A 22,817-nucleotide genomic window follows, 5' to 3' on the forward strand; every position below is an offset into this window, starting at 1 on the left:
ATTTGCTAGTTTATTCATAGAAAAGTTTGATGGAGGTCGCTATGAAAAAGGTGACATTGGTATTGTTTGTTTTCGTCGCCCTGCTTACAGGGTGTAATGTCGAGGAAACCGCCATTGTGTGCGGTAGGGAATGGAACCCGAACCTCGAAGTGGTGGCGGATACGGCCAACGAATTCGAAATGAAGGATCAGCTGATCGTGCAGTTCCGCTACGGTAAGAATTTCGATTTTGCCAAGCTTAAAACGGCCTTCTACGAAGGGACCCTCGCAAATAAGGGAGCCGAAATCTGGAACCACGAAGTGGCCGTGAGCGAAAAGATGGGCGTCTATACGCTGCAAGGCAAGTCCCGCCACGGTGGATTGATGACGGCTCGCGAGCTGTGCCGTAAAAAGGAACCTGGTCCCGTCGTCATCGAAGTGAGTGGTGACGGAAAAGTTCTCTTGTCGAAGCAAATTTTATTGACCAAGAATCGGTAACTCATGAAAAAAGTGTTATGTGCGGTCGCAGCGGCCCTTCTCCTTGGCGGTTGCGGTGAGTCTAGAGTTGATGTCCAGTATAAGGTGGACGCTCCTGTTGTCGTAGAACTTTATGCAGAAGGGTATTTTTCGACAATAGACTTGAAAGGTGATGAAAAAATGGGGACGGTGACGGCTGCATACGCGAACCTGACCTACTCCAATGTGGGTGATACGCTCAAGCTCCATCGCGATTACGTGATGGACAAGTCCCGTGGCTATCTCAAGAACTTTATGCCGTCGGAGCTTGCTTGGCGTGTGAAATCCGTGGATATGGCCGCGGTGGACCGTGAAGTAAAAAGTGTCGATGGTCTCGATGACGGTTATGATTCGCTTTTGGCGAGGATTCCCATGCCCGAGGTCTGGCGAAAGCAGCTTCTCAATCCTGAATACAAACCGCACTTGAAACGCCTTGAAAAACACCGCTGGGAAATGGACCACATGTTGCTTGGCTCGGTGCCGACCAAGGGTAACATTACGCAGATGCTCAAGGACCAGGGGCGCCTGAATTTTGCCCTAATCCAGGTAGATTCTGTTGTGGTGAAGGGTTTTGAAAATCGCGATCACCGCCGCTGCCTGGACTATGTCGTTTACTTGCAGGAAAAGGAAAGCTTCCCGTATTACATCTGGGAACAGCACGTGAATAGCAACATCGTTCCTGAAAAGTTCAAGAAGTATAACAAGGGGCTCAAGGCGGAATACCGGACCCAGTTCGAGGTTATGATCGACCCGACGACCGGTGTCCCCTGTCAGGAACGCGAAGTCAAGGTCGGTACGCATACGATGGTGAACCCCGACACGAAGGATACGGCGACCTTCAAGAGCCAGATTACGCTTGAAAGGCTGTACACGATCAAGAAGCCGGAAGAAAACGAATAATAATTATGAAACAGAGCTTTTCCGTATACATCCTTCTGTCTACCGCCTACTTCCTCCTATTTCTTGTGGGCTGCACATCGCATCCGTCGCCGCAGCAGACGATGGTCGATGACCGTTACCTGGTATACAAGGAAATGGAAAAGGCTTATCGCAATGCCGAGGAAGATTACATGAACCTGCTCTTCAATATCGAGCGTATGCCCGAGGAAGAAGAGCTGTGGATCATGAAACGCGACAAGATGCTTGAACTGATGCAACTCAAGGAGCTGATGCTCAATGCTCGCGCGGAATTGGACCAGGCGATGCAGGAGTGGGAACGCCACATGATGGACCTGCAGGCCGAGCAGAAAAAGGCGCAGGTCAAACAGTTCAATCCTAATTTTACCGGAAAGGATGCTCAGCGGACCAGTCCGGGGCAACTGCTCCCTGGCGAGGTCAAGCCCCGCAAGAAATACGGCGAACTGTAGTAAATTCAGAATTCTGATTTCTGATTTCCGATTTTGAAATTATTTAAGATGTAGCGGTTGACTCATTGCCTTACTGCCATGAGTTAACAAACCCCATTCCAATGGCGAATTTGATTCTCGTGGGAGCGATGCTCTCGGGAATTACTGGGAGATCGATAGGCGTGAGTTTTTTGCCACCGTGCAGGTCTTCGTCTTCGCCGATGCGGTCTAGGCCTCGGGCGAGCGTGAATGTAATGTCGAACGGGGTCCCGTAGAATATCCTGTTGCTGATACGGAACGAAAGTCCCACGGAACGGTCCCAGAAACGGTGGTCGGTAAACTTGTCGGAGTCAAACCATTTGTCGCCATTCCAGGCGGCACCTATTTGTGCGAACAGGTCGATGTAGAAACTGCGCGTCTCGAATATCCAGGCGCCCTTGCGCCAGTCGTCGTAAACGGGGAAAAGGTAGTGGAGTTCTGCGATGGCGGTGCGCATTCCCGCGAGTGTGTAGTTTTCGGAACTGCGCAGGTACGGGTAACCTTCTAGGAATATCGGACTGTAGTAGTAGGAGTCCAGCGTGTCGTGGTCGGTGGAATCCTGGCGAGTGTCGGTGCTCCAGTTGAAGACTCCGCCGAGTTTGCCTCCGGCGGCGAGGCGCGCGCCTGTAAGCGGGCTCTGCACGCTTCCGTAGAGGTTGAGCCCTAGCTCGTTGACGATGAAATTCCTGTACTTCGGGGTGATTTTTCCGCTCGGGCTGATGATGAAACTTTCGGCGAATGTTCCCGGACGGAACAGGTCGGAATTCGTGTACTGGTAGTAGATGTTCAGCCCGTTTCCCTGGCCGGAGATTTCGGAGCCTTCGGCGTGGTCGGCGTAGAGGCCGAACGAAACGAGGGCGCTGATGCGTTTCTGGTAGGTCCAGTCAAAGTTGTCTTCGTAGAGGTTGAAATTCGCCCAGTCATAGCCCACGGCCACCTGGAGAGTGTCTATGCTCTTGAAGATACTGTATCCAATACCAGCGACGATGGCTTGCATCGGAATGGCGTAATGGCTCGTGTGGAGGCTGTCTCCCTTGGCACGGACGTCTTCGTTGCGGACGGTGTCCTGGCTGGTGTAGTTGGCGTAGGTGTAGCTGAGGGAGAGGTCAAGCGGCGTGCTCCTGTTTTCCCACGAAACGAAGAATTCTTTTTCCTGTTTCGGGTTGAGGCCGTCGCCGTTGATGTAGTTGAATCCGTTACCAAGTTCCAGAAGGAATCCGATCTGGACGGTGTTCTTCTTGAGTGCGTCGGAAATGATCGCGGCAAGTCCCGCCTTGGCCTTGAGCTTGCCTTCGCCGAATACCGTGAGGTCGGGGGCGTTCTCGCTGAATACGAGCATCGGGACGAATAGCGGAATGTTCGGGATGGGCTTGTAGTCCTTTTCGACTCCGGCGAATTCGACATCATTCAGTTCAAGTTGCTTTCTGTTTCGTGCGGGGAGCGTCCCGTGAAGCGAGATGCTTGCAGGGGCGGGCTTCTGCGTAACGGTGCGTGTGGTGTCCGTAATCTTGATGATGCTATCGCGGCGGGTGACTGCGGGAATCTTGTTGCAGCTTGTAGTGGAGTCCATGACAGAAGCTTCGGCTTGCAATGAGGTGTCCGCCTTGAAGTTCTCGCCTTGAGTTGAATCGGCCGGTATGATGCTGTCGGAACATTGCCACGTGGTGTCGGCCAGCTGAATGAGGCTATCGCGTTCGGTTACGGTGACGGTCGTGTCGTCGATGAGCGGAGGTGTACTGTAGCTCATCTTGTAAAGCGAAAAACCGTCCTTGTCATATTCGGTAAAGTAGAGCGTGTCGCCCGCGAGGGTCGGGGTGAATGCGCCGCCGACAACGTTGGTGAGCGGGCGTTCGGCTCCAGTCGAAAGAGTTTTCTCGATAAGGTTGAAGATGCCGTTCCTGTTGCTCGCGAAGACAATCTTGTCGTTGTCAAGCCAGTTCACATCGCGTTCGTCAAAACCTTCGGTAGAGACAATCTTATAGTTCTTGCCGTCGCTGTCAATCACGGCAAGGCCGCGTGTTATGTTGTCGAAGAAGCCAAAGGCGATGCGCTTGCCGTCGGGGCTGAACTTGGGACTGTAAATGTTGTAGTAATCGAATTTCGCGTCGGGAACGAAGATGTCCACAGGGTCTTCGGCGGTGTAGTCGTTCAGATCCTTCGGGTACGGAACCTTGGCTAGCTTGAACCGGGTGTTGTAGGATTCACGCATGGCAAAGACGATGGTGGTTCCTTGCTTGTCGATGGCGGGGTAGACGGCGTCCGCGAGGTAGGTGACTGAAACGATATTTTTGTTGGTGTCGCTGACGGCGATGTCAAAATGGGCGTGTCCGTTCTTGTCGCGGTTCTGGTAGTTGACATAGGCGAGTATGGGGCCCTGAACGCTATCTTCGTATACGTCGATTCCCTTGTCGAGCCACGCTTTCTTGAGCTTGAAGCCGTGCTTGGCGTAATCGGAAATATCGATGGTCTCGCTTTCGTTTTCTATTTCAATGTCTCCGATTTCGACACCGTCAATGACTTCTGCAGAATCCTTGACTGTTGCGGAATCTTTCGTCTCTTGTCTTTCGTCCTTCGTCTTACCGATTTCCATTTTGAAAACACTTCCGTCAAACCATGCTCCACCGAAGTTCGAGACCCCGTAGAGGTGGTTCCCTGCGACTACAGGAAAGTCCTGCCAGAAGGCGTCTTTGGTCAACTTGGTTCCCTCGACAAGCGTTCCAAGGCTGTCGCGTTGAGCCTTGTACTGTTCAGTGATATCTTCTTTCCACTTGTCGTAGAGTTCCTGCTCGTCGATGCCGAGGACTTTCTGAATGGCTCCGTCAAGTGTCATGCGGTGGTATTTTGACAACTCGTGCCAGATTTTGGGGACGGCATCTTCGCCGTACTTTTGGCTGATGTAGCGTACGAGCGAAAAACCCTGCGTGTAGGGGCCGAGTTCTGCAAACAGCGAGTTGTCCGAGAAGTCGTGCATGTAGGGGAGCGTGAGCAAGGAATCGTTCAGTGCCGCCACGCGGAGCAACATGTCGCGGTGGGAATCCCAGGCATCAAAACCCATGCGGCTCGATTCGTACTGGGCAGTTCCTTCGGCAAACCAGAGCGGTTGCAACGTGAAGGGAATCATTGTCGCGAAATCTTGTGTGGTGCGTTCGTTATAGTAGTCCGTGTAGCTGACTTGGAAACCGTACAGGTTAGGTGGAAACTTGCTTGCGTTTTCGATGCTGACTAGGTGGCTGAACTCGTGGGTAACCACGTCCGAAAGCCAACCGTGGCTGCTGCGCACCTTGAAATCCCAGTTCGTTAGCCATAGGTTGATCGAATTCTCGGCGGGAATGGCGTTGCCGTTGCTATAGAGGGCGTTGTTGAGGGTTGCGTTTACGCGGCCAGGCAAGTCATGGTGGTAACGGTTGACAACGGAATCATAGACGGCTTCGGCGTATGCGGAGACTTTGGCGGCGTGGCTCGAATATTCAACAGGATAGATAAAGTTGAAATGGTCTGTGGCGGCCGTTTTCCAATGGATATCGCTATTGTTGCCGTAAAAACCGTTGGCGAAAGCTACGCCAATGCAAAAAAATACAAGGCTCGAAATATAGGCACGCATAAGTGACTACAATATACAAAATACGCAGCGAAACCGCACAAAAGGTCGCCCGCGATGGGGCGACCTTGGATTATTATGGGAGTTCTAGAATTTTTTTACTTACCAAGACCGAACGCTTCGTCCATGCCTTCGATTAGCTTTGTTCCCTTGACGCCGTTGGTCGATTCGAAGAGTGCGAATCCGCCGGTGTAGCCCCAATGGGTGAGAGGAATTTCAAGTGTATCGCTGATTTCCCTCATGGCGGTCATGTAGTTCAGCACGGACTGCTTGTCTGTTTTCAGGTTGTAGGCGCCGAATTCGTTGATGATGACCGGGACATTGTTTTCGACGGCCCATTCCTTGGCGGGTAGGATCAAGTTGAGGATGTATTCCTTGTTGCCAACCTTATAGTAGTTGAAAATGTCATCCTTGTACCACTTGGGGAGCTCATTGGTGACACCAAAGTCGGCGCTGTATTCGGACCATCTTTCCTTGTCATAGGGGAACATTAGGTTCTTGACCTTCTTGAGGTCTGTCCAGTTGGCGTACTGGTGCGTGAATACGAAGGGCTCGTAGGTGTGGATGGCGTAGATGACGTTGTCGTCGTTCAACGGCTTGCCTGCTGCGAGTTTCTTGATGGAATACCATTCGACATCGCCGAAGATGATGGAATGCTTCTTGTCGACCGTGCGGATGGAGTCGATGATTTCCTGGGCAGCCTTGCGCCAGTTGGTGGTGCTGACCTTGCCGTTTTTCATGTCGGGTTCGTTCAGCAGCTCAAAGAAGATGTCTTCGCGTGCATTTTCTGCGTAGTGGGCAGCAACGTGCTTCCACACTTCGGCCATCATCTTGGTGTACCTGGCGTTGATGGCGGTCTTGGTGTTGTAGCCGTTGTCGTATTCGTGGTAGTCAATAACGAAGGACATCCCATACTTGGCGGTCCATTCTTCAAAGGCGTCGAGGACTTCGAACAGGTTCTTGTCGTCGTAGGAGAGGGTGGTCGTATCGGCAGTGTCTGCAACGAAGGCGTCGCGGTTGGTGGCGTACAGGTCAAGGTCGATGGGCAGACGCAGGGACTTGATGCCGTTTTGGGCCATCAGTTTTATGTCGTCCTCGTCAAACTTGAATTCTCCCTCGAATACGGTTCCGTCTTCTTCGAGCCAGTTGGTAATGTTGATACCCTTGTTCAGGTACTTCATTGCCTTGGCCTGGAGCGGGTTGGTAACGGCTATGTTACCAATGGTGACTTCAGGAATGACAGGATCCTTGATTTCCATGTCAGCAGCATCCTTTTCAACTTCGCTCGTGTCCTGCAGGTAGACGTTATCGATAAGCAGGGAATCCACCTTCTTGTCTCCCTTGGCCTGGAAACTGATGTTGGTGATGTGGGCTGGGTCGAAATCGACTTCTACACCGCCCCAACCTTCCTGGGCGAGATCCTTGAAGCGGATAACCGCCTTGGTCCAGGTGCGGGCAGCCTTCATGGTCATCATGTGGACATCGAAATTGGTTACGTCGGAAGTTTCGATGCGAATGGTGTGAGCACCACCCTTGTACCAGTATGTGAGTCCACCGTATTTAGTGTAATCCACTTCGGTATCCAGGGTCACGCCCCAGCCGACGTAAGGATCATACTTGTATTCGCCCTTGTCAAGTGCGTAGTAGACGGCCCAAGCGTAGTTGGTGCCGTTGTCGGACTTTCTTGCTACCGGGAATCCGTCTGCGCCGACGGGACTCTTGATTTCGGAAGCACCGTCGCCATCTGCGCCGCCGTTGTTGTCATTATAGTCGTACCAGTAGAATTCACCTTGCAGGGACATATTGTCGCCGTCTTCGAAGTCATCAATCAGGAGACCCTTGCCTTCTTCCTTGGGAATGGTGACTGCGGCTACGATGTCAGTGGCTTCAGGCGGTATGACAACCTTGCTTGTGGGGTCGGCGACGGAGTCTACAGGTGTAGCAGCGGTGTCTGCCGGGGTGGATGCCGTGTCGGCGGGAGTGGTTGTCGCAGTGTCTGCTGGCACAGGTGTCTGTGTCGAGTCTGTGACATTTGTTGAGTCTGCCGGAACCGGGGGCAGGTCTTCCGGTGCGTTAGGCTTGCTGCTAGAGGAGTCGCTTCCGCAGGCGCTCAGAACAAGGAGCGCTGCCGCAGATAGGGTGAGACTGGTCTTGGTTTTGAAATTCATCGTGACCTCGCTTGGGATTATGCATTTTAAAACTATAATGGAACGAGAAAAAAAACAAGCTTCGGGGCACGATTTGCGTATACACGGGTAACCTTGATGCCGGCGCCTTGGTGTAGCAAAAGCCTGTCTTTTTACCTTTTTTCATAAATTTATTCTTGGAATCAGTAATATGGTTCTTTTAAAAGGCTTGTTTTCGTGTTAGTGTATCAACTGTTTTTATGTAAGGGTAACGTCACTATTTACTATCTTTCGCCTGTGCGCTTCTTTTCTGAAAAATACCATGATTCCATAAAGCTTGCCCGTAAGGCCAAGTTACCGGATTTGCAATGGGAGTTGCAGAAAGGGGCTGATGTTCGTTATACTGTATGCAACCGGATCGATGTTCATCGAGGTGAAGTTCCTTCTTTTGGTTATGTTTCGGGTGATAACCTGAATCCGGTTGGAACTTTTGTCGTGGTGCGAGACCGTTCTATTCCGGATGGAGTCTATGCCTACGATGCTTCGGGAAAAAGCGATGCTCCCGATGTGGTGGGACAGTTGGCCCGCATGGGTGGCAAGGAAGATATCAAGCGGATTGTGTCCGCGTTTCCGGATTGCGATGTCGCAGAAGAAGCTCCGCTGCTCTATATTTTTACGGGGCATCTGGAACGTTCCGTATGGCGGTTTCGCGAGGCCTCGTATGCCCAGGTGATGCAGGATGTGGGGGCGTGTGCCGCAAGTGTCCTTTTGCATGCCAAGTCCAAAGGCGCAAAGGTCTTTGCCCTGGGTGGGTTTGTCGATGACGAAATCGCGGTAGTCCTTAATTTGTCTGCAACGGAGGTTCCGCTCGCGGCTTTGGCGGTTTTTCCGGAGTATAGCGAAACGGCTTTCAATTCCGTAGATGAAGGCGTCGGAGAAACGGCGTATTCCAACCGTAGCGAAATTGAAACCGCCGGTGACGAAACGCTTTCCCGTTATCCGTCGGTTTTTATGTTGCAGAATCGCGTCGAAAGTATCGTCGACCTTTCAAAATGCATTCGCATTCGCAGGCTTTCGGCGCAGGCTCTCCCCGGTGATGAATTTCCGCTGACGCCCGCCAAATACGATGTGTCGCAGTACCTAGAACGGCTTTCTGACTTGGAGGCGGTGCCGCAGACCTTTAGACCGTTCAAGAAAGTTGGACTCGACCTGGACGATTTTTCTGGGCTTTTGCGATGGCTGGAGGTGGGGCAGATTCATCTTTTCGGGGCGGGACTTCTGAAAATGTGGGTGGTCGCCTTCGACGTGATGTTCGTCTATCCGGGAGTCTACCGTTATATCCCGGTGCGCAAGTCCGTTTATATGCAGTCGGGTGCGGTTAACGAGAAAAAGTTCGCCAAGTGCCATGCGGCTCCGGAGGAGGCGGAAAATACGGCGTTTGCGCTCATCTTGACGGCGGACCTGAACGAGTCCTGCAATTTACTCGGTGAACGGGCTTACCGCTATATGAACCTTAATGCGGGGTATATGGTGCAGTCTTTGCACCTGTCTTCACGGATGATTCGGAAGTCGTCACGTAGCGAACGCTTCTTTTTCCACGACGAGTTGCGGAAACTTTGCGATATTCCCGAAAGCGAAAGCATCGTAGCCGAAATTCTTGTAGGAAAGTCATAGTTTTCTTGTGTTTTGTCTAAAAACTTAGGCTAGGAGTTAAAATATGCACCAAAAGCAAGGCTTAGTTATTTTATAGTCTTTGTTCGTTGCGCTACTTGCAGCTTGTGGCTCTTCCGACAGTTCCTCGTACGATGACGATGATGAAAGTTCGTCTTCTTATAAGACTGACGAAGAATCGGTGCTCGGCAAGTGCTCCGCCGAAAATAACGGAATGCTCGCCTATGACAGCAACCATGTTCTTGGGTACAGCTCCAACTACTATTATTATTGCGATGGATCGTGGGAATTCTGGGAAGCCGCTCCGTCCGAAATGATCGATACGCTCGGATGGGGAAGCGCCGAAGACGGCACCGTTTACTTTGTCCATGATGGTTCCTGGCGTCTTGCGACCGATATGGAACTTTGCTGGATGCTCGCGATAGCAATTCCTACAAGACGGTTGTTATTGGCGGAAAAACCTGGAGGCTGAAAATTTGAGGTATGCTGATTCTGTATCGACGAACACCTTGAAGGCCGGCGGTTCTTCTTGCTGGCGCGGTGATCCGAATAATTGCGAAATTGGTGGCCGTACCTATAAGTGGGCGGCCCTGATGGGGATCGCCAGTACCTACAATACGCAGAAATGCGCTGATTCCCTTGTCAAGAAACCGGTTCAGGGCGTCTGTCCTTCTGGCTGGCACGTGCCGGATTCAACGGAATGGAAAAGCTTGATTTCGGCCGCGAACAATTCGGCATCCATGATTAAATCCGAAACCGGTTGGCCTTACGACGAAGATGCGGTGCTCCCCGAACAATGCCTTGGGCTTTACCGCCGTTCCTGCGGGATATACTTACAGTTCTTATGATTACGGGAATCTCGGAGAAGTGTTCTGCACGATGCACCAGGTGGGGGCTTCCGCGTTTGTCGGCTACTCCGTGACGTACAGCTCGTCGTATATTTCTAGACGGGAAACGACGAAGGTGAGCGGCTGCCACTTAAGGTGCGTTCAGGATACGGAAGAATAATCTTCCTTTAAATTAAATCCACGGAACTATGATCGGGGCTATCACTGCGGTGAATAGCCCCGCTATTCCTATAGAGAGGCTGCTCATGGCGCCTTGGATTTCGCCGAGTTCCATTGCCTTGGTGGTTCCTAGGGCGTGGCTTGCGGTGCCGATAGCGATTCCCTGAGCCACCTTGTGCTTAATGCGGCAGAACCTGCAGACGGCTGGGGCGGAAACGGCTCCCGTGATTCCTGTAACGACTATCGAGATGATGGTTACCGAAGGGATGCCGCCAATCTGCTCAGAAACGACGGAGCCCATGGGAATCGTGATGGATTTGGGAAGCAGCGAAAGCATAAGGGTGTCGCTGAGCCCGATGGCCTTGCTGACAAGGATGACGCACGCCATGGAGGTCATGCTGCCGGCGATAATCCCGGCGAGGATGGGCTTCCAGAATTTGACGAGCTTGGTAATTTGCTTGTAGAGAGGAACGGCGAGTACGACCGTTGCGGGCGAGAGCAGCACCGAGATGTAGTCTCCGCCGACATTGTAGCTCTCGAGACTGATCCCTGTGGCCAGAAGAAATCCGACGATAAGGATGTTGGCTATCAGGAGCGGATTCAGGAAGGAATACTTCCATTTCTTGCTGATGGTAACGCCGAATTCAAAGGCCGTGACGGAAAGGAGAATGCCGAACAGGGGCGAGTTGACGATTTCGTTCATGGACGTCCTCCGTTCTTGACTTTATTAGAGGAGGTGCGGTTGGCGAGCCGTTGGGCGTGACGTTCGGCGCGGAGGGCCAGGTTCTCGCGGTATTCCTGCTTACGGATAAAAATCTGCGTACAACGCCCGCTGACGGCGAGGGCTGCAAGCGTGAAGACGATGCAGAGAAAGAGCAAAAGGGGCCATTTCGAAAGGACATCGTCGCCTACAGCCATAATGGCGATGCTCGGAGGGAGGAAAAATAGGGCGAGGTGGTTCAGGAAAAAGCTGGAAACCCCTGAAATTTGCTCAGGCTTGATGATTTTAAGACAAAGTAATGCGAGGAGCAGGACCATGCCGATAATGTTTCCTGGCAGGGGGATTCCCACGATGCGGTGGAGAAATTCTCCCGCAACGCAAATAGCGAAAATGACGGCGAGCTGAAGCGGTATTCTCATGACGGCCCCAAATGTAGAAAATGTCCGTTAGCGACCTCATCCGGTTTGCTGCTTCCTGTGTTTTTTTACTAAATTACACTCGTTAAAACTCAAAAGGAACCGTTATGGAAAACATTACGCAGATTTGGAAAAAGATTCAGTCCCCCGAATTTAACCCGGCTACCGATATGGGCCTAGTCGAACAGGTAAAGCAGGTCGCACTGACCTCCCAGGAGCCAGCCAAGGTGAGCTTTGGTACGTCCGGCTGGCGTGGCGAAATCGGCTCTGAATTCACCCTTCGCAATCTGCAGGTTGTGGGTGCCGCAATCGTCCGCCTCTATAAGGAAGCTACACCTGAACTTTTTGAAGCTCTCGGCGTGAAGGACTTTGCCGAACTCCAGAAGAAGGGCGTGGTCGTGGGTCACGACAACCGCTTGCTCGGTCACGAATTCTGCGAAGCCGTGGCTGACCAGTTCGCCAAGGCTGGTGTGAAGGTCTACTACGGCGGCGAAATGCCGACTCCGGAATTCAGCGCCTGCATCGAGATGCTCGGTGCCGCTTGTTCCATCAACATGACTCCGAGCCACAACCCGAGCCACTACAACGGCATCAAGTTTAACCCGGCCGATGGCGGTCCTGCCGGTCCGGAAATCACGAACGTGATTACCAAACTCAGCAACGAAATGATGGCCACTTGGAAGTTTGAACCGGTAGGCAAGGTTGACTGGGAAATCATCGACTCCCTCAAGATTTACAAGGAATTCTTGGTCAAGCAGGGCACCATCAAGTTCGACCGCATCAAGGACTTCATCAAGAAGGGCCGCCTGACTCTCGTTTGCGACCATGTGCACGGTTCTACCCGTCGCCGTCCGGCCGCTCTTCTCGACAATCCGGAATGCCTCATTACGCTCCGTAACGAAGACGATTCTCTGTTCGGTGGTATCGCTCCGGAACCGTCCAGCAAGAACCTTGAAAAGGTCCGCAAGGTGTTGGACGAAAGCAAGTCCTGGTTCCGCCTGGGCGCCATCTTTGACCCGGATGGAGACCGTATCCGTTTCTACGACGGCACCCGCGAAATCGACATGAACCAGTTCGGCGCAATCGCTTTCCACTACATGGCTACCTGGCGCAAGGAACAGGGCTGTGTCGCCAAGTCCGTCGCGACTTCTAACTTTGTGAACATCATTGCCGAAAAGCTCGGCGTGCCCGTGATGGAAACTCCGGTGGGCTTCAAGAACTTCCGCCCGTGGCTTTCCCGCAATGCGAAGCAGAAGGCTCTCGTGGCATTCGAAGAATCTGACGGTATCTCTGGCCTCAACAACACGCTCGAGAAGGATGCCCAGTTCGGCCTCCTCATCGCTCTTGAAATCATGGCGGTGACCGGCAAGAACCTTGGCGAATACCTCGACGCTCTGTACGAAGAATACGGCCGCTTCTATCCGACCCGTTCGGGCTTCGAAGTGGACAAGTCCCTCGTGGGAGAACCGCTCAAGGCCAAGGTGAACGCCATCGCCGATATCGCGAAGCCGGGTGCAAAGGTCATGGTCGGTAACAACGAAAAGACCGTGAAGCAGCTCCTCACGCTCGACGGCGTGAAGGTTATCTTCGACGATGATTCCTGGATGCTGGTGCGTCCGTCCGGTACCGAACCGAAGGTGCGCATTTATACGGAATGCCGCAATCCGGATGAAAAGGACCCGATGTTCGAGGCTGCCAAGGCTCTGTTCTTCAAGAATTAATAAGTCTTTCAAAGGGAGGTTCCTATGAAAAAACTTATAGCTGTTCTGTTTCTCGCTTTTGCCGTGGTTTGTTCGGCGCAGTCTTCCCTTAAACCTGAATTCCAGGCTTTCTCGGGTGCATTGCTGAAGCTCAAGAAGGTGGAAAAGGGGTATCACAAATTCCGCCTGACGGTGGATGTCAACCCGTGGGCCTTCCAAGCCGATGGTGAAGTGCAGGCTCCGGGCGGAGACGGCGATGCCCTGATTACGGGACTCTTCGATGGCGATGTCTATGCGGTTCTCGCCTATGTTCCTTCTACCGCGGCCGGTTCCGACGGTAAGGAATACCAGGTGGGCCTCTTTGACATGATGCTCTACTTCGATGACGAACCTACAAAGATTCGCAACCTTCGCTTCAAGTTGTTGCCGCCGGCAAACGATGAATGGGCGATGGGTATCTTGAAAGATGCTCTGGAATCTGGCTCGCTGCTCGGCAATGTCTGGGGCGGCAAGTACGACAAGGCAATCACCAAGGCTTCTGCCGATCCGATGGACAAGGCGAAACTTCGCACTCTCCAGAAGAAGAATGGCAAGAAAATCGATGAAGATGCGACCATCAATACTCGCAAGCGTCGTGTCGAGGCTGACGAAGAAGTCGCTCCGAAGAAGAAAAAGAAAGCGGCGATGGAAGAGGACGCTTCGTTCAACAAGCGCAAGCGCCGCGTCGAGGCCGAAGAGGAACCTGCTCCGACCAAGAAGAAAAAGAAGAAAAAAGTTTCTGGCGATGAATGCGATGATCCGAGTCTTTCTATCAAGGAAAAACGCCGTTGCCAACTCAAGAACAAGTAATTTTTTAACTAAAACCAATTAGAGGTAATCTATGTCCGGTCACTCCAAATGGGCCACCACCAAACGCAAGAAAGCCAAGACAGACGTTGCTCGCGCCAAGGCTTGGAACAAGTTGATCAAGGAAATCTCCATTGCTGCTAAGCTTGGCGGCGGAAACCCGGATGCGAACCCGCGTCTGCGAGCTGCAATTCTCAAGTCCAAGAGCCAGAGCCTTCCGACCAAGAACATTGAAAGCGCTATCGCCAAGGGTACGGGTGCCAACTCCGGTACCGAAATGACGGAACCGCTGTACGAAGGACGCGGTCCGGGTGGCATTGCCATCATGGTGCAGTGCCTGACCGACAACAAGGTCCGTACCGTTGCCGAAATCCGCAACATCTTCAACAAGAACAACGGCTCTATGGGCGAATCCGGTTCCGTTTCTTGGGCATTCACCTACAAGGGTGTGATTATCGTTGACGCTGAAAAGTATCCGGAAGACCAGGTGATGGACCTCGTTCTCGAAGCCGGTGCCGAAGACATGTCCACCGAAGACGGCGTGCATGAAATCTCCACTTCTCCGGAAGCATTCGACGCTGTTTCCAAGGCTCTCGAAGCTGCCGGTATCGAAATGATGAGCGCCGAAATCACCTACGTCGCTAACGACCCGGTGAAGCTCGGTCACGAAGATGCCCAGAAGCTCCTCAAGCTCATCGACAAGTTCGAAGACCACGACGACGTCCAGGACGTTTACCACAACGCTGAAATTGACGACGCCGACATGGATGCTGAGTAGCCACGAGCCGAGAGTCGCGGCGGAGTGCTTGCACGCCGACATGACCGAGGCGAAGAGGCGGACGCTGGAGCGCAGCGAAAGCGTCAATAATGATCATTTGCGCTAGAGATTGGTAAAGTGCGTCTCGCTGGCGCAAACTCTCGCAAGAAGAGCCTCGGTTTTACCGAGGCTCTTCTTGTTCACGGATGTCGTGAGCCGTTATACGAAACTAGGAACCTTTTGCTTATTGTCTCAAAACAAAAGCCTTGGTGTCAAACCAAGGCTTTTTCCTTAAACTTTATTGTTATCGTCCTAAAGTTTCGCGGTAGTTGTGGACGGCGGCCTTGTAGGTGCTGACGGCCATGGCGACGCGGGCTGCGATGTCTTCTTGCGCCTTGGTCGTCGTCATGTAGGTTTCTTCTTCGGGGTTGCTGATGAAGCCGATTTCAAAGAGGACTGCGGGCATGAGCGCACCTACGAGCACCATGAAACCTGCGCCGCCGACTCCTCCGCCCTGACGCTTGATTTTTCCGCCGTCAAAAGCCTTGAGCATTTCTTCGGTGAACATGTAGCTGTTCTGCTTGTACTTTTCGAGGCGCGCTTCTAGCTTGAACCATTCGATGGGAGAGAGTTCTTCCTTGGCGTTCTTTTCGCCGTAGAGTGTTGCCACCTTGTTTTCGCGACGGGCGATTGCCTTGTCTTCTTCGCTTTCGGGGGCGCGGAGTACATACACGTGGTAGCCCTTTATTTGCTTTTTGCGCTCGGGAGTTGCGTCAATGGCGTTGCAGTGCAGGCTGATGAACAGGTCGCCGTCCCACTGGTTGGCGAGGTTTGCGCGTTCGCCTAGTTCGATGAACACGTCCTTGTCGCGGGTCATCTTGACATTGAAACCTTCCTTTTCGAGTTCCTTCTTCAGGAGCTTTCCGACGGCGAGCACGATGTCCTTTTCGTTGGAATTCTTGCCCTGGGCGCCAGTGTCCTTGCCGCCGTGGCCCGGGTCGATCACAATGGTCTTGACTTCGCGGGTGCCTGCGGTTTCGTTTCTCGGCGTTGCTGTCTTTGCTGCCGGAATCGCTGCGGTTTTAGCTGGTGCGGCGGAAGCCGCTGAGACTGCGGCGACTTTTGTGGGGGCTGCAGCCGGTGCGGGAGTGGATGCCGCAGCGAGTTTTGCTGAAGACGAGGAAACCTTGGCGAGAGAACTGCTGCTTGCGGGAACGGCCGGTACTGTCTGCGCCTGGTCTGTTTTGTACAAACTAGCGACATCTGCGGAATCAAGCAGAATGTGTCCGTCTGTAATTTCGGGTGCGTGCTTAAGCTCAATGGAGTTGCCGTGGCTGCTCACATAGGGAAGTCCGATGGCGAACTTGAGCGTGTCACCTTCGCCTGCGAGCAGGAACGTCTTTTGAACGGGGAACCAGTGGAAACTCGCCTTGTGTTCCTTGGCGACTTGTTCGGCATCAACCTTGTTGCTAGCCCAGGCAGAAGCTGCGATAGCGACGCAAAGGAGGATGTGCCAAACAAGGTTTCTCATTACTTGTGCGCCTTTGCCGCACGGGCCATTTCGAGTTTTGCGTCGCGGTTGATGATGTCCTGACGCTTGTCGCGCTGATCCTTACCGCGGCAGATTCCCATTTCGAGCTTGGCGCGGCGGTTCTTGAAGTAGAGCTTCAGGGGAATGAGCGTACAGCCCTTCTGCTCCTTGGCCTTGCGCATCTTGGCGATTTCGTGCACGTGGGCCAAGAGCTTGCGGCGCCTTGCAGGAAAGTGGTTGAAGCGGTTTGCGAAAAGGTATTCGTCGATGTGGGCGCCGACGAGCCAGAGTTCGTTCTTGGATTCGTCGATGTCAATCCACGCTTCGCCCAAGGTGCACTTGCCGTCGCGGATAGATTTCACTTCGGAGCCAATCAGCATGATGCCCACTTCAAATGTCTCGTCGACAAAGTAGAGGTGGTTTGCCTTGCGGTTTACGATGACCGGAGTGCTTTGTTCCTTTTTCGCCATTCGTTAAGCCTTCTTCTTGCTGCGGGCTGTCTTTGCTCCGGCGGCCTTGGAGCCTGTTTTAGCGGAGCTTTTCGCTGCCGAGCTGGCCTTGCTCTTTGCGATTTTCTTGCCGGTGCCGTCGATGCCGGTGGTGGCGCTGCTGAGTTTCTTGCTTTCCCAGCCGACCTTCTTCTTTTGCACGTGGGGCACGGCTTCGTCCAGAGCCAAGGTGAGTTCCTTGCAGCCGTCGCCTGTTACGGCGGAGGTCACAATGACGGCTTCCTTGTGGGCCTTGAACTGCTTGATCGCTTCGTCGATGCCGAGGTCGCTCTTGTTGAGGGCGATCACGTAAGGTTTCTTGGCGAGCTTCGGGTGGAAAGCCTTGAGCTCTTCCTTAAGAACGCTGAACTGTTCGTAGGCGTTTTCGGCAAAGCCGTCGATCACGAACAACAGGGTGTGCGTACGTTCGATATGCTTTAAGAACTGGTGGCCGAGGCCCTTGCCTTCGCTGGCGCCTTCGAGCAAACCCGGAATATCTGCGACCACAAAGCTGTGGCCGTTCATCTGCACAATGCCGAGCACCGGTTCAAGTGTGGTGAACGGATAGTCGCCAACTTTCGGGCGGCCACTCGAAATCTTGTTCACGAGGCTAGACTTGCCTGCGTTCGGGAATCCGACGAGGCCCACATCTGCCATAAGCTTCAGTTCCAAGAAGAGTTCGCGACGTTCGCCTTTTTCGCCGGGGGTGCACTTGCGCGGGGCCTGGTTTGCGGGTGTCGCAAAATGCTGGTTTCCCATGCCGCCCTTGCCGCCGCGGGCAGCAATCCACTTCTGGCCGGGTTCGGTAAGGTCTGCCAAGATGCGACCTTCGGCATCTTTCACGATGGTGCCGCGGGGAACGTCTACGATCAGGTCTTCGGCGCTACGGCCGGTGCAGCGCTTGGCGCCACCGGGCAGTCCACTTTGCGCCTTGTACAGGCGAGCGTTACCCATGTCGAGGAGTGTTGAAAACTGTTCGTTCACTCGGAGTATCACGTGACCGCCGCGACCGCCGTCGCCGCCGTCGGGGCCTCCCAGGGGCACAAACTTTTCACGATGGAAACTGCAGATGCCGTCGCCACCTTTGCCGGAGCGAACTTCAATTGATTTTTCGTCTAGGAACATGGGAAGTGGTTCGTGGTTGGAGGTTAGTGGCTAGGAAAGGCTTACGCCTTCATCGATTCCCAGCGCGATATTCATGTTCTGAATAGCGGCACCGCTTGCGCCCTTGCCGAGGTTGTCGATGATGGTGGTCACCTGCATCACGGTTTCGTTGCCGAACACCTGGATGCGGGCGTTGTTCGTATCGTTCTCGACGGTGGCGTCAAGGCGGCCGTTGAACAGCACGGGTGCTGGCTCAAAGGGCATCACCTTCACAAAGCGGGAACCTTCGTAATGCTTGGCCAAAATTTCGGTGAGGCCTTCGGGGCCGACCTTCTTGGTGAGTTCATTTGCGAAGATGGCGACGGTGACCGCCATGCCCTTGTAATAAGGGCCAAGCACCGGGTTAAAGAACGGCGTGTTTTCAAGTTCGCAGTATTTCTTCATTTCGGGGAGGTGCTTGTGAGCAAGCGCTAAAGCGTACGGGGCGGGCGCCATGATAGCCTTCGATTCGCCTGCAGCGTGTGCAAGTGCCGCAGCTTCTTCGTATTCGGCAATCAGCTTCTTGCCGCCGCCGGAGTAACCGGTGATGCTGTAGGCGGCAAGGTTTGCGCTCTTTGGCAGAATGCCTGCAGCCACCAGCGGGTGCACGCCGAGGATAAAGCCCGAGGCGTGGCAGCCGGGGTTCGCGATGCGCTTGCTCTTGGCAATGGCTTCGCGCTGGGCAGCCGAAAGTTCCGGCATCCCGTAGGTCCAGTCGGGGTTTACGCGGTGTGCGGTCGATGCGTCAATCACGCGGGTGTTCGGATTTTCGCAGAGGGCTGCACTTTCGACAGCCGCAGCATCGGGCAGGCACAGGAACGTCACGTCGGACTCATTGATGAGTCGCTTGCGTTCGTTAATGTCTTTGCGGAGTTCGGGAGAAATGCGCAACACTTCGATGTCGTTACGCTTTGCGAGTCTCTCATAAATCTGCAGGCCAGTGGTTCCTGCTTCACCATCTACGAAAACTTTGAACATGGTTAATAGTGGTTAGTGGTTGGTGGTTAGTGGTTAGGACTAATAATAGCGGCGAAGCCGCCCTGTTTACTAACCACTGTCTACTGTTTACTTGCCTGCGCCGCAGCACTTCTTGTACTTCTTGCCGGAACCGCACGGGCACGGATCGTTACGGCCAACGACCGGACCTTCGTGACGGACAGTTTCCTGCTTGACTGCACGACCGTCGTAGAAATACCATGCGCCGCCCACCTTGTGGAATTCGCCGAGTTCGTGGTGGTTGCGGGTGATGTTGCCCTGCTTGAAGCGTGCGACGAATTCAACCCAGCCGATGTTCTTTTCTTCTTCGGTCTTGGTCTGCTTGATTTCGATGCCGAGCCATTCCGATTCCTTGCTCCAGGCGGTCACGCTCGGTTCGTCGAAGTCGCTACGCTGGGTAGCTTCGAGGGATTCCTTGAGCCAGCCGATTTCCTGCTTCACGTAGGCGGTGTAGCGGGAACGCATCAGGGCTTCGGGGCTTGCAGCAAGAGCCTTCTGCTTGATAATCGGTTCACAACATTCGCAGTATTCCTTACCGGAACCGCAGGGGCATAAATCTTTTGCCATAATTCAATCCTTGTGTCTACGTTAGAGCGGCTTGGCCGCCGTTAAAATCTAGAGAAAAAATAGAAAAAATAAGGGTCAAGAAATGCTGCTTATGAATAAAACTTGTTCCTCTTTGGACATAACTGCTGAAGGCTAATGTTGTACCTATAAAAAGGCTTGTGATTATATGCTTATAGGTATGGGGAAAGATTCATAAGATTGTCGTACCTATAAATGCGGCTGAAATTGAATGTTTATAGGTACGATTTAGGATAAAGTAATTGTTTTGCTTGTGGAATGTACCTATAAAATGCATTAAGGTGTGTTATTTATAGGTATTTTGGTGGAGGAAAAATCATTTAGCGTGGCTTTTGAAACGAAAAAAGTCGTTTTTGTACCTATAAATCCACCAAATAAAAAGCTTTTATAGGTACAAAAAGTCAAAATGGGCGTCCTACCACCCCAAAAATGTCAAATTTTTTGAAAAATAGGCGCTAGGTTAAATGGAAAAACTGACTTTCTAACGAAAAAGGCGAGTGCTTATCACTCGTCTTTTTCGTTAAGCTTCACACCAAAGATGGATAATTCAACTTAGGCAATAAATTGCCTGGTTTTGTATAGCTCTAGTCCCAAATGCTTGCCTCGGAAATGAACCCGCAAGAGATTCCGCTTTACTCGGTTTACGCATTTGCCGTCTAAATTACAGGCACTTCTTGAGAAGCCAAATTTCTTCCTTGCCCTCGCGGCCGGCGATGCTGCCTGTAGGCTTGATGCGTGCGACAACGTCGAATACGCCGCCGAGGCGCGCCATGAGTTCGCCTTCGCTGGTGGCATGCGGCGGACCCTGCAGGGTCTTGCCGTTCATGAGCGGATAGAGGAAGAGAATCAGCAGGCCGTCATCCTTCATCATCTTGTAGCAGACTTCGAAGAACTCGTCGCGGCGGCCCGGGTGGATTGCTGTAAAGCAGCAGTAATCGTAAACGATGTCAAAAAGCTGGCCGCCACGCTTGTCGTCTTTCGGCGAGAGCGAGAACAGGTCCAGGTCTAAGGAACGCAGGTTCTTGTGCTTGCGGCTCAAGTGGTCAAGTTCATCGACGGCAGAGGGGGCAAAGTCGACAGCCAGCACGTCATGACCGCGCAAAGCCCAAGCTTCGGCATCGTAGCCAAAGCCTGCGCCGGGAACCAGAACGGACCCCGTAGCGGGACAAGAGGGGTGCTTGAAAAATTCCGTCAGAGCGGGCGTCACCTTCTTGAGATTCCAGTAGTCCTTGCCTTCGGCATAAAGATTGTCCCAGAAATCCGGGAGGTTCTGCGTTAACATGATTTACCTTCCTTTTTGTACGCAAGCTGCCCGCAGGCGGCGAGAATGTCGCGGCCGCGCGGGTTGCGGATCGTGATTTGAATTTCGGCTGCCCTAACCATAGCCAAAAAGTCTTCTACCTGCTCCGGCGTGGGGGCATGCAGCGTGGGGTCGTCGCCGTCGTTTAGCACAATGGCGTTCACCTTGACGCGACGGGGGGCGCAAATGCGAATGAGCTCCTTGGCCGCCTTCGGGGTGCAGGTAATGTCCTGGATCAGGACAAATTCAAACGTTACATAATTGTCGGTTCTACGAATGTATTCGTCAACCGCTTCCAAAAGTTTTTCGATGGGCCAGGTCTTGTTTACCGGCATTACGGACGAACGGTATTCGTTATTCGTGCTGTTGAGGCTTACCGCAAGGCAACAGGGAGTATTGCGGTCCACCAGTTCCTTGATCTTGGGAACGACTCCGCTCGTGCTCACGGTCATGCGCTTTGCGCCCATGTTGAACAGACTCTGGTTATGCAATGTACAGCAGACGCGGTGAACGTTTTCCAGGTTGTTCAAGGGCTCGCCCATGCCCATGAAGATGATGTTGGTGACCTGGGCTGTCTTGCCTTCTTCGTTCAGGAGGCCAGAATCCTTCAGGTACCAGTTTACGTTGATGATTTCTTCCAGGATTTCGCCTGCTTCCAGGTTCCTGGTAAAGCCCATCTTGGCGGTACGGCAGAAAGCGCAGTTCATGGCGCAGCCGACCTGGGTCGAAACGCATACGGAATAGCGACCGTTTGCGGGAATCATCACTGTTTCGATATGATGGCCGTCGTGGGTCCTGAAAAGCCACTTGACAGTGCCGTCGACCGAGACCATGCGAGTTTCTTCAGTCAGTGTGCGAAGAGAGAACTGATTTGCCAGCTTTTCTCGGAGCGCGGGGGAAATGTTCCCCATTTCATCGTAGCTTTTGACCTGCTGGCAGAAAAGCCATTTCTGAATTTGGCTTGCTCGGAACGGCTTCTCGTCCTGCTCGCGGAGCCAAGCTTTGAGTTCGTCCTCCGTTAGCGTTTTTATGTTCTTCGGCCATTCCATCGGGGGGTAAAGATAGCAAAAAAATATATTTTTGTTAAGGGTGAAAACTCACTAAAAAATGAGAGTCCAGCCTTATAATTTGGCTTTTATTTGCGCTTCCGGTGGCATTTCTTTTTTGCGTTTTTGATGTAGGCTATTGCGATTTTGTTGGATTCGGATGCGTGAAGAGTGTCACTTGTGGGCTGGAAATTTTCGTTCGCCAGTAGTGGGTACAGTTTGTCTACTTCAGCGAAAAATTCGGATAGGGGAACATTATAGGCGTTTGCAAGAGCGCAAAGAGTGAATATAGATGGTTGGCGTTTCCCGATTTCTATTTGTGAGATGAATTGCCTGGTGATGTTCGAAATGATGGAAAGCCCGTTTTGAGTGAGTCCTCGTTTGTATCGGCTGGCGAGAAAAACGAGGCGGACCGCTTCTTGCAGAGTGTTGTTATTGTATTCCATGTTCCCGTAAAGATAAAGGTTTTATTCCCCTAGCACTCTCTACCCATACACTCTCTTTACGGGGCAATTTTAGAATATCGTTTGCCGCGTGCGTGCAAACAGTAGTTTGCAAAATTTGAAAAATAATCTTAACAAAAAAAGGCGACTCCAGTTTTTCGCCTGACTTCTGTCAAATAAAAAAAGACGACTTGCTTGTCGCAAATCGCCTTTTTTCTGCGGGTGCCAGGACTCGAACCTGGAGCGGTATATAGACCGGATGTGCCGAATTCATATAAAAAAGCCGGTTGTGGCACATCCTCTCGCAAATGGGCTTGCCCATTTGCTCACAAAGGCTCCAGTTTCTCGCCCGTTTGTATAAAGATGAGAATTGTTATTTGATGCTGTTTTGTATAGAAAAAAGAAAAGCGTCTCACTTGCCGTGAAACGCCTTTCTTTCTGCGGGTGCCAGGACTCGAACCTGGAGCCTTTTGGTTCGTAGCCAAACGCTCTATCCAGTTGGGCTACATCCGCTTGATTGATGGCCCAAATATAGCTTATTGCAGACTTTTGTCAAGGGGGATT

At 52.6% G+C, this 22,817-nt stretch carries 22 protein-coding genes and 1 tRNA gene; 10 read left to right on the forward strand and 13 right to left on the reverse strand.

What is annotated here, in order from left to right; genetic code table 11:
- The first annotated feature begins 41 nt into the window (after window positions 1-41).
- From Q0P86_RS08550 to Q0P86_RS08560, 3 genes are read left to right on the forward strand one after another with little or no spacing between them, the layout of a single operon-like run.
- Window positions 42-476 carry a lipoprotein gene (locus Q0P86_RS08550; RefSeq protein WP_295038816.1) on the forward strand — a complete coding sequence of 145 codons (435 nt, stop codon included), beginning with the start codon at window positions 42-44 and terminating at the stop codon, window positions 474-476.
- A gap of 3 nt (window positions 477-479) precedes the next feature.
- On the forward strand, window positions 480-1,394 hold the full coding sequence (locus tag Q0P86_RS08555) for a hypothetical protein (RefSeq protein WP_294112974.1): 915 nt from the start codon (window positions 480-482) through the stop codon (window positions 1,392-1,394).
- A 5-nt stretch (window positions 1,395-1,399) separates the two neighbouring features.
- Window positions 1,400-1,861 (forward strand): hypothetical protein, encoded by a 462-nt coding sequence (locus tag Q0P86_RS08560; RefSeq protein WP_290995274.1) that lies wholly within the window; start codon window positions 1,400-1,402, stop codon window positions 1,859-1,861.
- A gap of 70 nt (window positions 1,862-1,931) precedes the next feature.
- Here Q0P86_RS08560 and Q0P86_RS08565 read toward each other — a convergent pair whose 3' ends face one another.
- On the reverse strand, window positions 1,932-5,480 hold the full coding sequence (locus Q0P86_RS08565) for a hypothetical protein (protein WP_295038818.1): 3,549 nt from the start codon (window positions 5,478-5,480) through the stop codon (window positions 1,932-1,934).
- A 95-nt stretch (window positions 5,481-5,575) separates the two neighbouring features.
- A complete protein-coding gene (locus tag Q0P86_RS08570) occupies window positions 5,576-7,645 on the reverse strand; it encodes a cellulase family glycosylhydrolase (RefSeq protein ID WP_366941286.1) in 2,070 nt (689 codons plus the stop codon).
- A 255-nt stretch (window positions 7,646-7,900) separates the two neighbouring features.
- On the opposite strand from Q0P86_RS08570, the gene Q0P86_RS08575 reads away from it, so the two are divergent.
- From Q0P86_RS08575 to Q0P86_RS08590, 4 genes are all read left to right on the forward strand, one after another.
- A complete protein-coding gene (locus Q0P86_RS08575; RefSeq protein WP_294112976.1) occupies window positions 7,901-9,277 on the forward strand; it encodes a nitroreductase family protein in 1,377 nt (458 codons plus the stop codon).
- A 79-nt stretch (window positions 9,278-9,356) separates the two neighbouring features.
- Window positions 9,357-9,746 (forward strand): hypothetical protein, encoded by a 390-nt coding sequence (locus Q0P86_RS08580; protein ID WP_295038820.1) that lies wholly within the window; start codon window positions 9,357-9,359, stop codon window positions 9,744-9,746.
- Window positions 9,747-9,750: 4 nt separating this feature from the next.
- The gene (locus tag Q0P86_RS08585; protein WP_295038822.1) at window positions 9,751-10,122 is read left to right on the forward strand and encodes an FISUMP domain-containing protein; all 372 of its coding nucleotides are present in this window, start codon (window positions 9,751-9,753) and stop codon (window positions 10,120-10,122) included.
- 19 nt (window positions 10,123-10,141) lie between these two features.
- The gene (locus Q0P86_RS08590; protein WP_294113004.1) at window positions 10,142-10,282 is read left to right on the forward strand and encodes a hypothetical protein; all 141 of its coding nucleotides are present in this window, start codon (window positions 10,142-10,144) and stop codon (window positions 10,280-10,282) included.
- A gap of 12 nt (window positions 10,283-10,294) precedes the next feature.
- Here the strand turns inward: Q0P86_RS08590 and Q0P86_RS08595 are convergent, their stop codons facing one another.
- A complete protein-coding gene (locus Q0P86_RS08595) occupies window positions 10,295-10,984 on the reverse strand; it encodes an LrgB family protein (RefSeq protein ID WP_290995288.1) in 690 nt (229 codons plus the stop codon).
- Window positions 10,981-11,421 (reverse strand): CidA/LrgA family protein, encoded by a 441-nt coding sequence (locus Q0P86_RS08600; RefSeq protein WP_290995290.1) that lies wholly within the window; start codon window positions 11,419-11,421, stop codon window positions 10,981-10,983. The genes Q0P86_RS08595 and Q0P86_RS08600 overlap by 4 nt, the downstream gene beginning before the upstream one ends.
- A 104-nt stretch (window positions 11,422-11,525) precedes the next feature.
- On the opposite strand from Q0P86_RS08600, the gene Q0P86_RS08605 reads away from it, so the two are divergent.
- Genes Q0P86_RS08605 through Q0P86_RS08615 form a run of 3 tightly spaced genes read left to right on the forward strand, consistent with a single transcriptional unit; the run spans window position 11,526 to window position 14,742 of the window.
- Entirely contained in the window at window positions 11,526-13,139 is a 1,614-nt protein-coding gene (locus tag Q0P86_RS08605) for a phosphomannomutase (protein WP_295038825.1), read from the forward strand.
- 24 nt (window positions 13,140-13,163) lie between these two features.
- Window positions 13,164-13,967 carry a hypothetical protein gene (locus Q0P86_RS08610; protein WP_290995295.1) on the forward strand — a complete coding sequence of 268 codons (804 nt, stop codon included), beginning with the start codon at window positions 13,164-13,166 and terminating at the stop codon, window positions 13,965-13,967.
- 31 nt (window positions 13,968-13,998) lie between these two features.
- Window positions 13,999-14,742: a YebC/PmpR family DNA-binding transcriptional regulator gene (locus Q0P86_RS08615; RefSeq protein WP_290995297.1), complete on the forward strand. Its 744-nt coding sequence runs from the start codon at window positions 13,999-14,001 to the stop codon at window positions 14,740-14,742.
- A gap of 283 nt (window positions 14,743-15,025) precedes the next feature.
- On the opposite strand, the gene Q0P86_RS08620 is transcribed toward Q0P86_RS08615, so the two are convergent.
- The 9 genes from Q0P86_RS08620 to Q0P86_RS08660 all read right to left on the reverse strand — a co-directional run bounded on the left by Q0P86_RS08620 (window position 15,026) and on the right by Q0P86_RS08660 (window position 22,766).
- The gene (locus tag Q0P86_RS08620) at window positions 15,026-16,252 is read right to left on the reverse strand and encodes an N-acetylmuramoyl-L-alanine amidase (RefSeq protein ID WP_290995299.1); all 1,227 of its coding nucleotides are present in this window, start codon (window positions 16,250-16,252) and stop codon (window positions 15,026-15,028) included.
- The gene (gene smpB, locus Q0P86_RS08625; RefSeq protein WP_291022111.1) at window positions 16,252-16,722 is read right to left on the reverse strand and encodes an SsrA-binding protein SmpB; all 471 of its coding nucleotides are present in this window, start codon (window positions 16,720-16,722) and stop codon (window positions 16,252-16,254) included. Before smpB ends, Q0P86_RS08620 begins: the two co-directional genes overlap by 1 nt.
- Window positions 16,723-16,725: 3 nt before the next feature.
- Complete coding sequence (gene obgE, locus Q0P86_RS08630; RefSeq protein WP_295038829.1) at window positions 16,726-17,865, reverse strand: GTPase ObgE; 1,140 nt, start codon at window positions 17,863-17,865, stop codon at window positions 16,726-16,728.
- Between the two features lie 30 nt (window positions 17,866-17,895).
- A complete protein-coding gene (gene argC / locus Q0P86_RS08635) occupies window positions 17,896-18,861 on the reverse strand; it encodes an N-acetyl-gamma-glutamyl-phosphate reductase (protein ID WP_295038831.1) in 966 nt (321 codons plus the stop codon).
- 87 nt (window positions 18,862-18,948) lie between these two features.
- A complete protein-coding gene (locus tag Q0P86_RS08640) occupies window positions 18,949-19,446 on the reverse strand; it encodes a YchJ family protein (RefSeq protein WP_290995308.1) in 498 nt (165 codons plus the stop codon).
- A 679-nt stretch (window positions 19,447-20,125) separates the two neighbouring features.
- Window positions 20,126-20,746, reverse strand: coding sequence for a methyltransferase (locus tag Q0P86_RS08645; protein ID WP_290995311.1), 621 nt, complete (start codon window positions 20,744-20,746; stop codon window positions 20,126-20,128).
- On the reverse strand, window positions 20,740-21,813 hold the full coding sequence (gene rlmN / locus Q0P86_RS08650; RefSeq protein WP_294113018.1) for a 23S rRNA (adenine(2503)-C(2))-methyltransferase RlmN: 1,074 nt from the start codon (window positions 21,811-21,813) through the stop codon (window positions 20,740-20,742). Before rlmN ends, Q0P86_RS08645 begins: the two co-directional genes overlap by 7 nt.
- An 86-nt stretch (window positions 21,814-21,899) precedes the next feature.
- The gene (locus tag Q0P86_RS08655) at window positions 21,900-22,256 is read right to left on the reverse strand and encodes a helix-turn-helix domain-containing protein (protein WP_294113021.1); all 357 of its coding nucleotides are present in this window, start codon (window positions 22,254-22,256) and stop codon (window positions 21,900-21,902) included.
- Between the two features lie 436 nt (window positions 22,257-22,692).
- A tRNA-Arg gene (locus Q0P86_RS08660) sits at window positions 22,693-22,766 on the reverse strand.
- Window positions 22,767-22,817: the final 51 nt, after the last annotated feature.

This window comes from uncultured Fibrobacter sp. (assembly GCF_946062555.1).
In the GTDB taxonomy this organism is placed as follows: domain Bacteria; phylum Fibrobacterota; class Fibrobacteria; order Fibrobacterales; family Fibrobacteraceae; genus Fibrobacter.

Coding starts and splice junctions, on each gene's coding strand:
- Q0P86_RS08610 (WP_290995295.1), top strand. CDS start 13,164: ATGAAAAAACTTATAGCTGTTCTGTTTCTCGCTTTTGCCGTGGTTTGT.
- argC (WP_295038831.1), bottom strand. CDS start 18,861: ATGTTCAAAGTTTTCGTAGATGGTGAAGCAGGAACCACTGGCCTGCAG.
- obgE (WP_295038829.1), bottom strand. CDS start 17,865: ATGTTCCTAGACGAAAAATCAATTGAAGTTCGCTCCGGCAAAGGTGGC.
- Q0P86_RS08560 (WP_290995274.1), top strand. CDS start 1,400: ATGAAACAGAGCTTTTCCGTATACATCCTTCTGTCTACCGCCTACTTC.
- Q0P86_RS08570 (WP_366941286.1), bottom strand. CDS start 7,645: ATGAATTTCAAAACCAAGACCAGTCTCACCCTATCTGCGGCAGCGCTC.
- Q0P86_RS08605 (WP_295038825.1), top strand. CDS start 11,526: ATGGAAAACATTACGCAGATTTGGAAAAAGATTCAGTCCCCCGAATTT.
- Q0P86_RS08555 (WP_294112974.1), top strand. CDS start 480: ATGAAAAAAGTGTTATGTGCGGTCGCAGCGGCCCTTCTCCTTGGCGGT.
- Q0P86_RS08615 (WP_290995297.1), top strand. CDS start 13,999: ATGTCCGGTCACTCCAAATGGGCCACCACCAAACGCAAGAAAGCCAAG.
- Q0P86_RS08645 (WP_290995311.1), bottom strand. CDS start 20,746: ATGTTAACGCAGAACCTCCCGGATTTCTGGGACAATCTTTATGCCGAA.
- Q0P86_RS08600 (WP_290995290.1), bottom strand. CDS start 11,421: ATGAGAATACCGCTTCAGCTCGCCGTCATTTTCGCTATTTGCGTTGCG.
- Q0P86_RS08550 (WP_295038816.1), top strand. CDS start 42: ATGAAAAAGGTGACATTGGTATTGTTTGTTTTCGTCGCCCTGCTTACA.
- Q0P86_RS08620 (WP_290995299.1), bottom strand. CDS start 16,252: ATGAGAAACCTTGTTTGGCACATCCTCCTTTGCGTCGCTATCGCAGCT.
- smpB (WP_291022111.1), bottom strand. CDS start 16,722: ATGGCGAAAAAGGAACAAAGCACTCCGGTCATCGTAAACCGCAAGGCA.
- rlmN (WP_294113018.1), bottom strand. CDS start 21,813: ATGGAATGGCCGAAGAACATAAAAACGCTAACGGAGGACGAACTCAAA.
- Q0P86_RS08655 (WP_294113021.1), bottom strand. CDS start 22,256: ATGGAATACAATAACAACACTCTGCAAGAAGCGGTCCGCCTCGTTTTT.
- Q0P86_RS08640 (WP_290995308.1), bottom strand. CDS start 19,446: ATGGCAAAAGATTTATGCCCCTGCGGTTCCGGTAAGGAATACTGCGAA.
- Q0P86_RS08595 (WP_290995288.1), bottom strand. CDS start 10,984: ATGAACGAAATCGTCAACTCGCCCCTGTTCGGCATTCTCCTTTCCGTC.
- Q0P86_RS08565 (WP_295038818.1), bottom strand. CDS start 5,480: ATGCGTGCCTATATTTCGAGCCTTGTATTTTTTTGCATTGGCGTAGCT.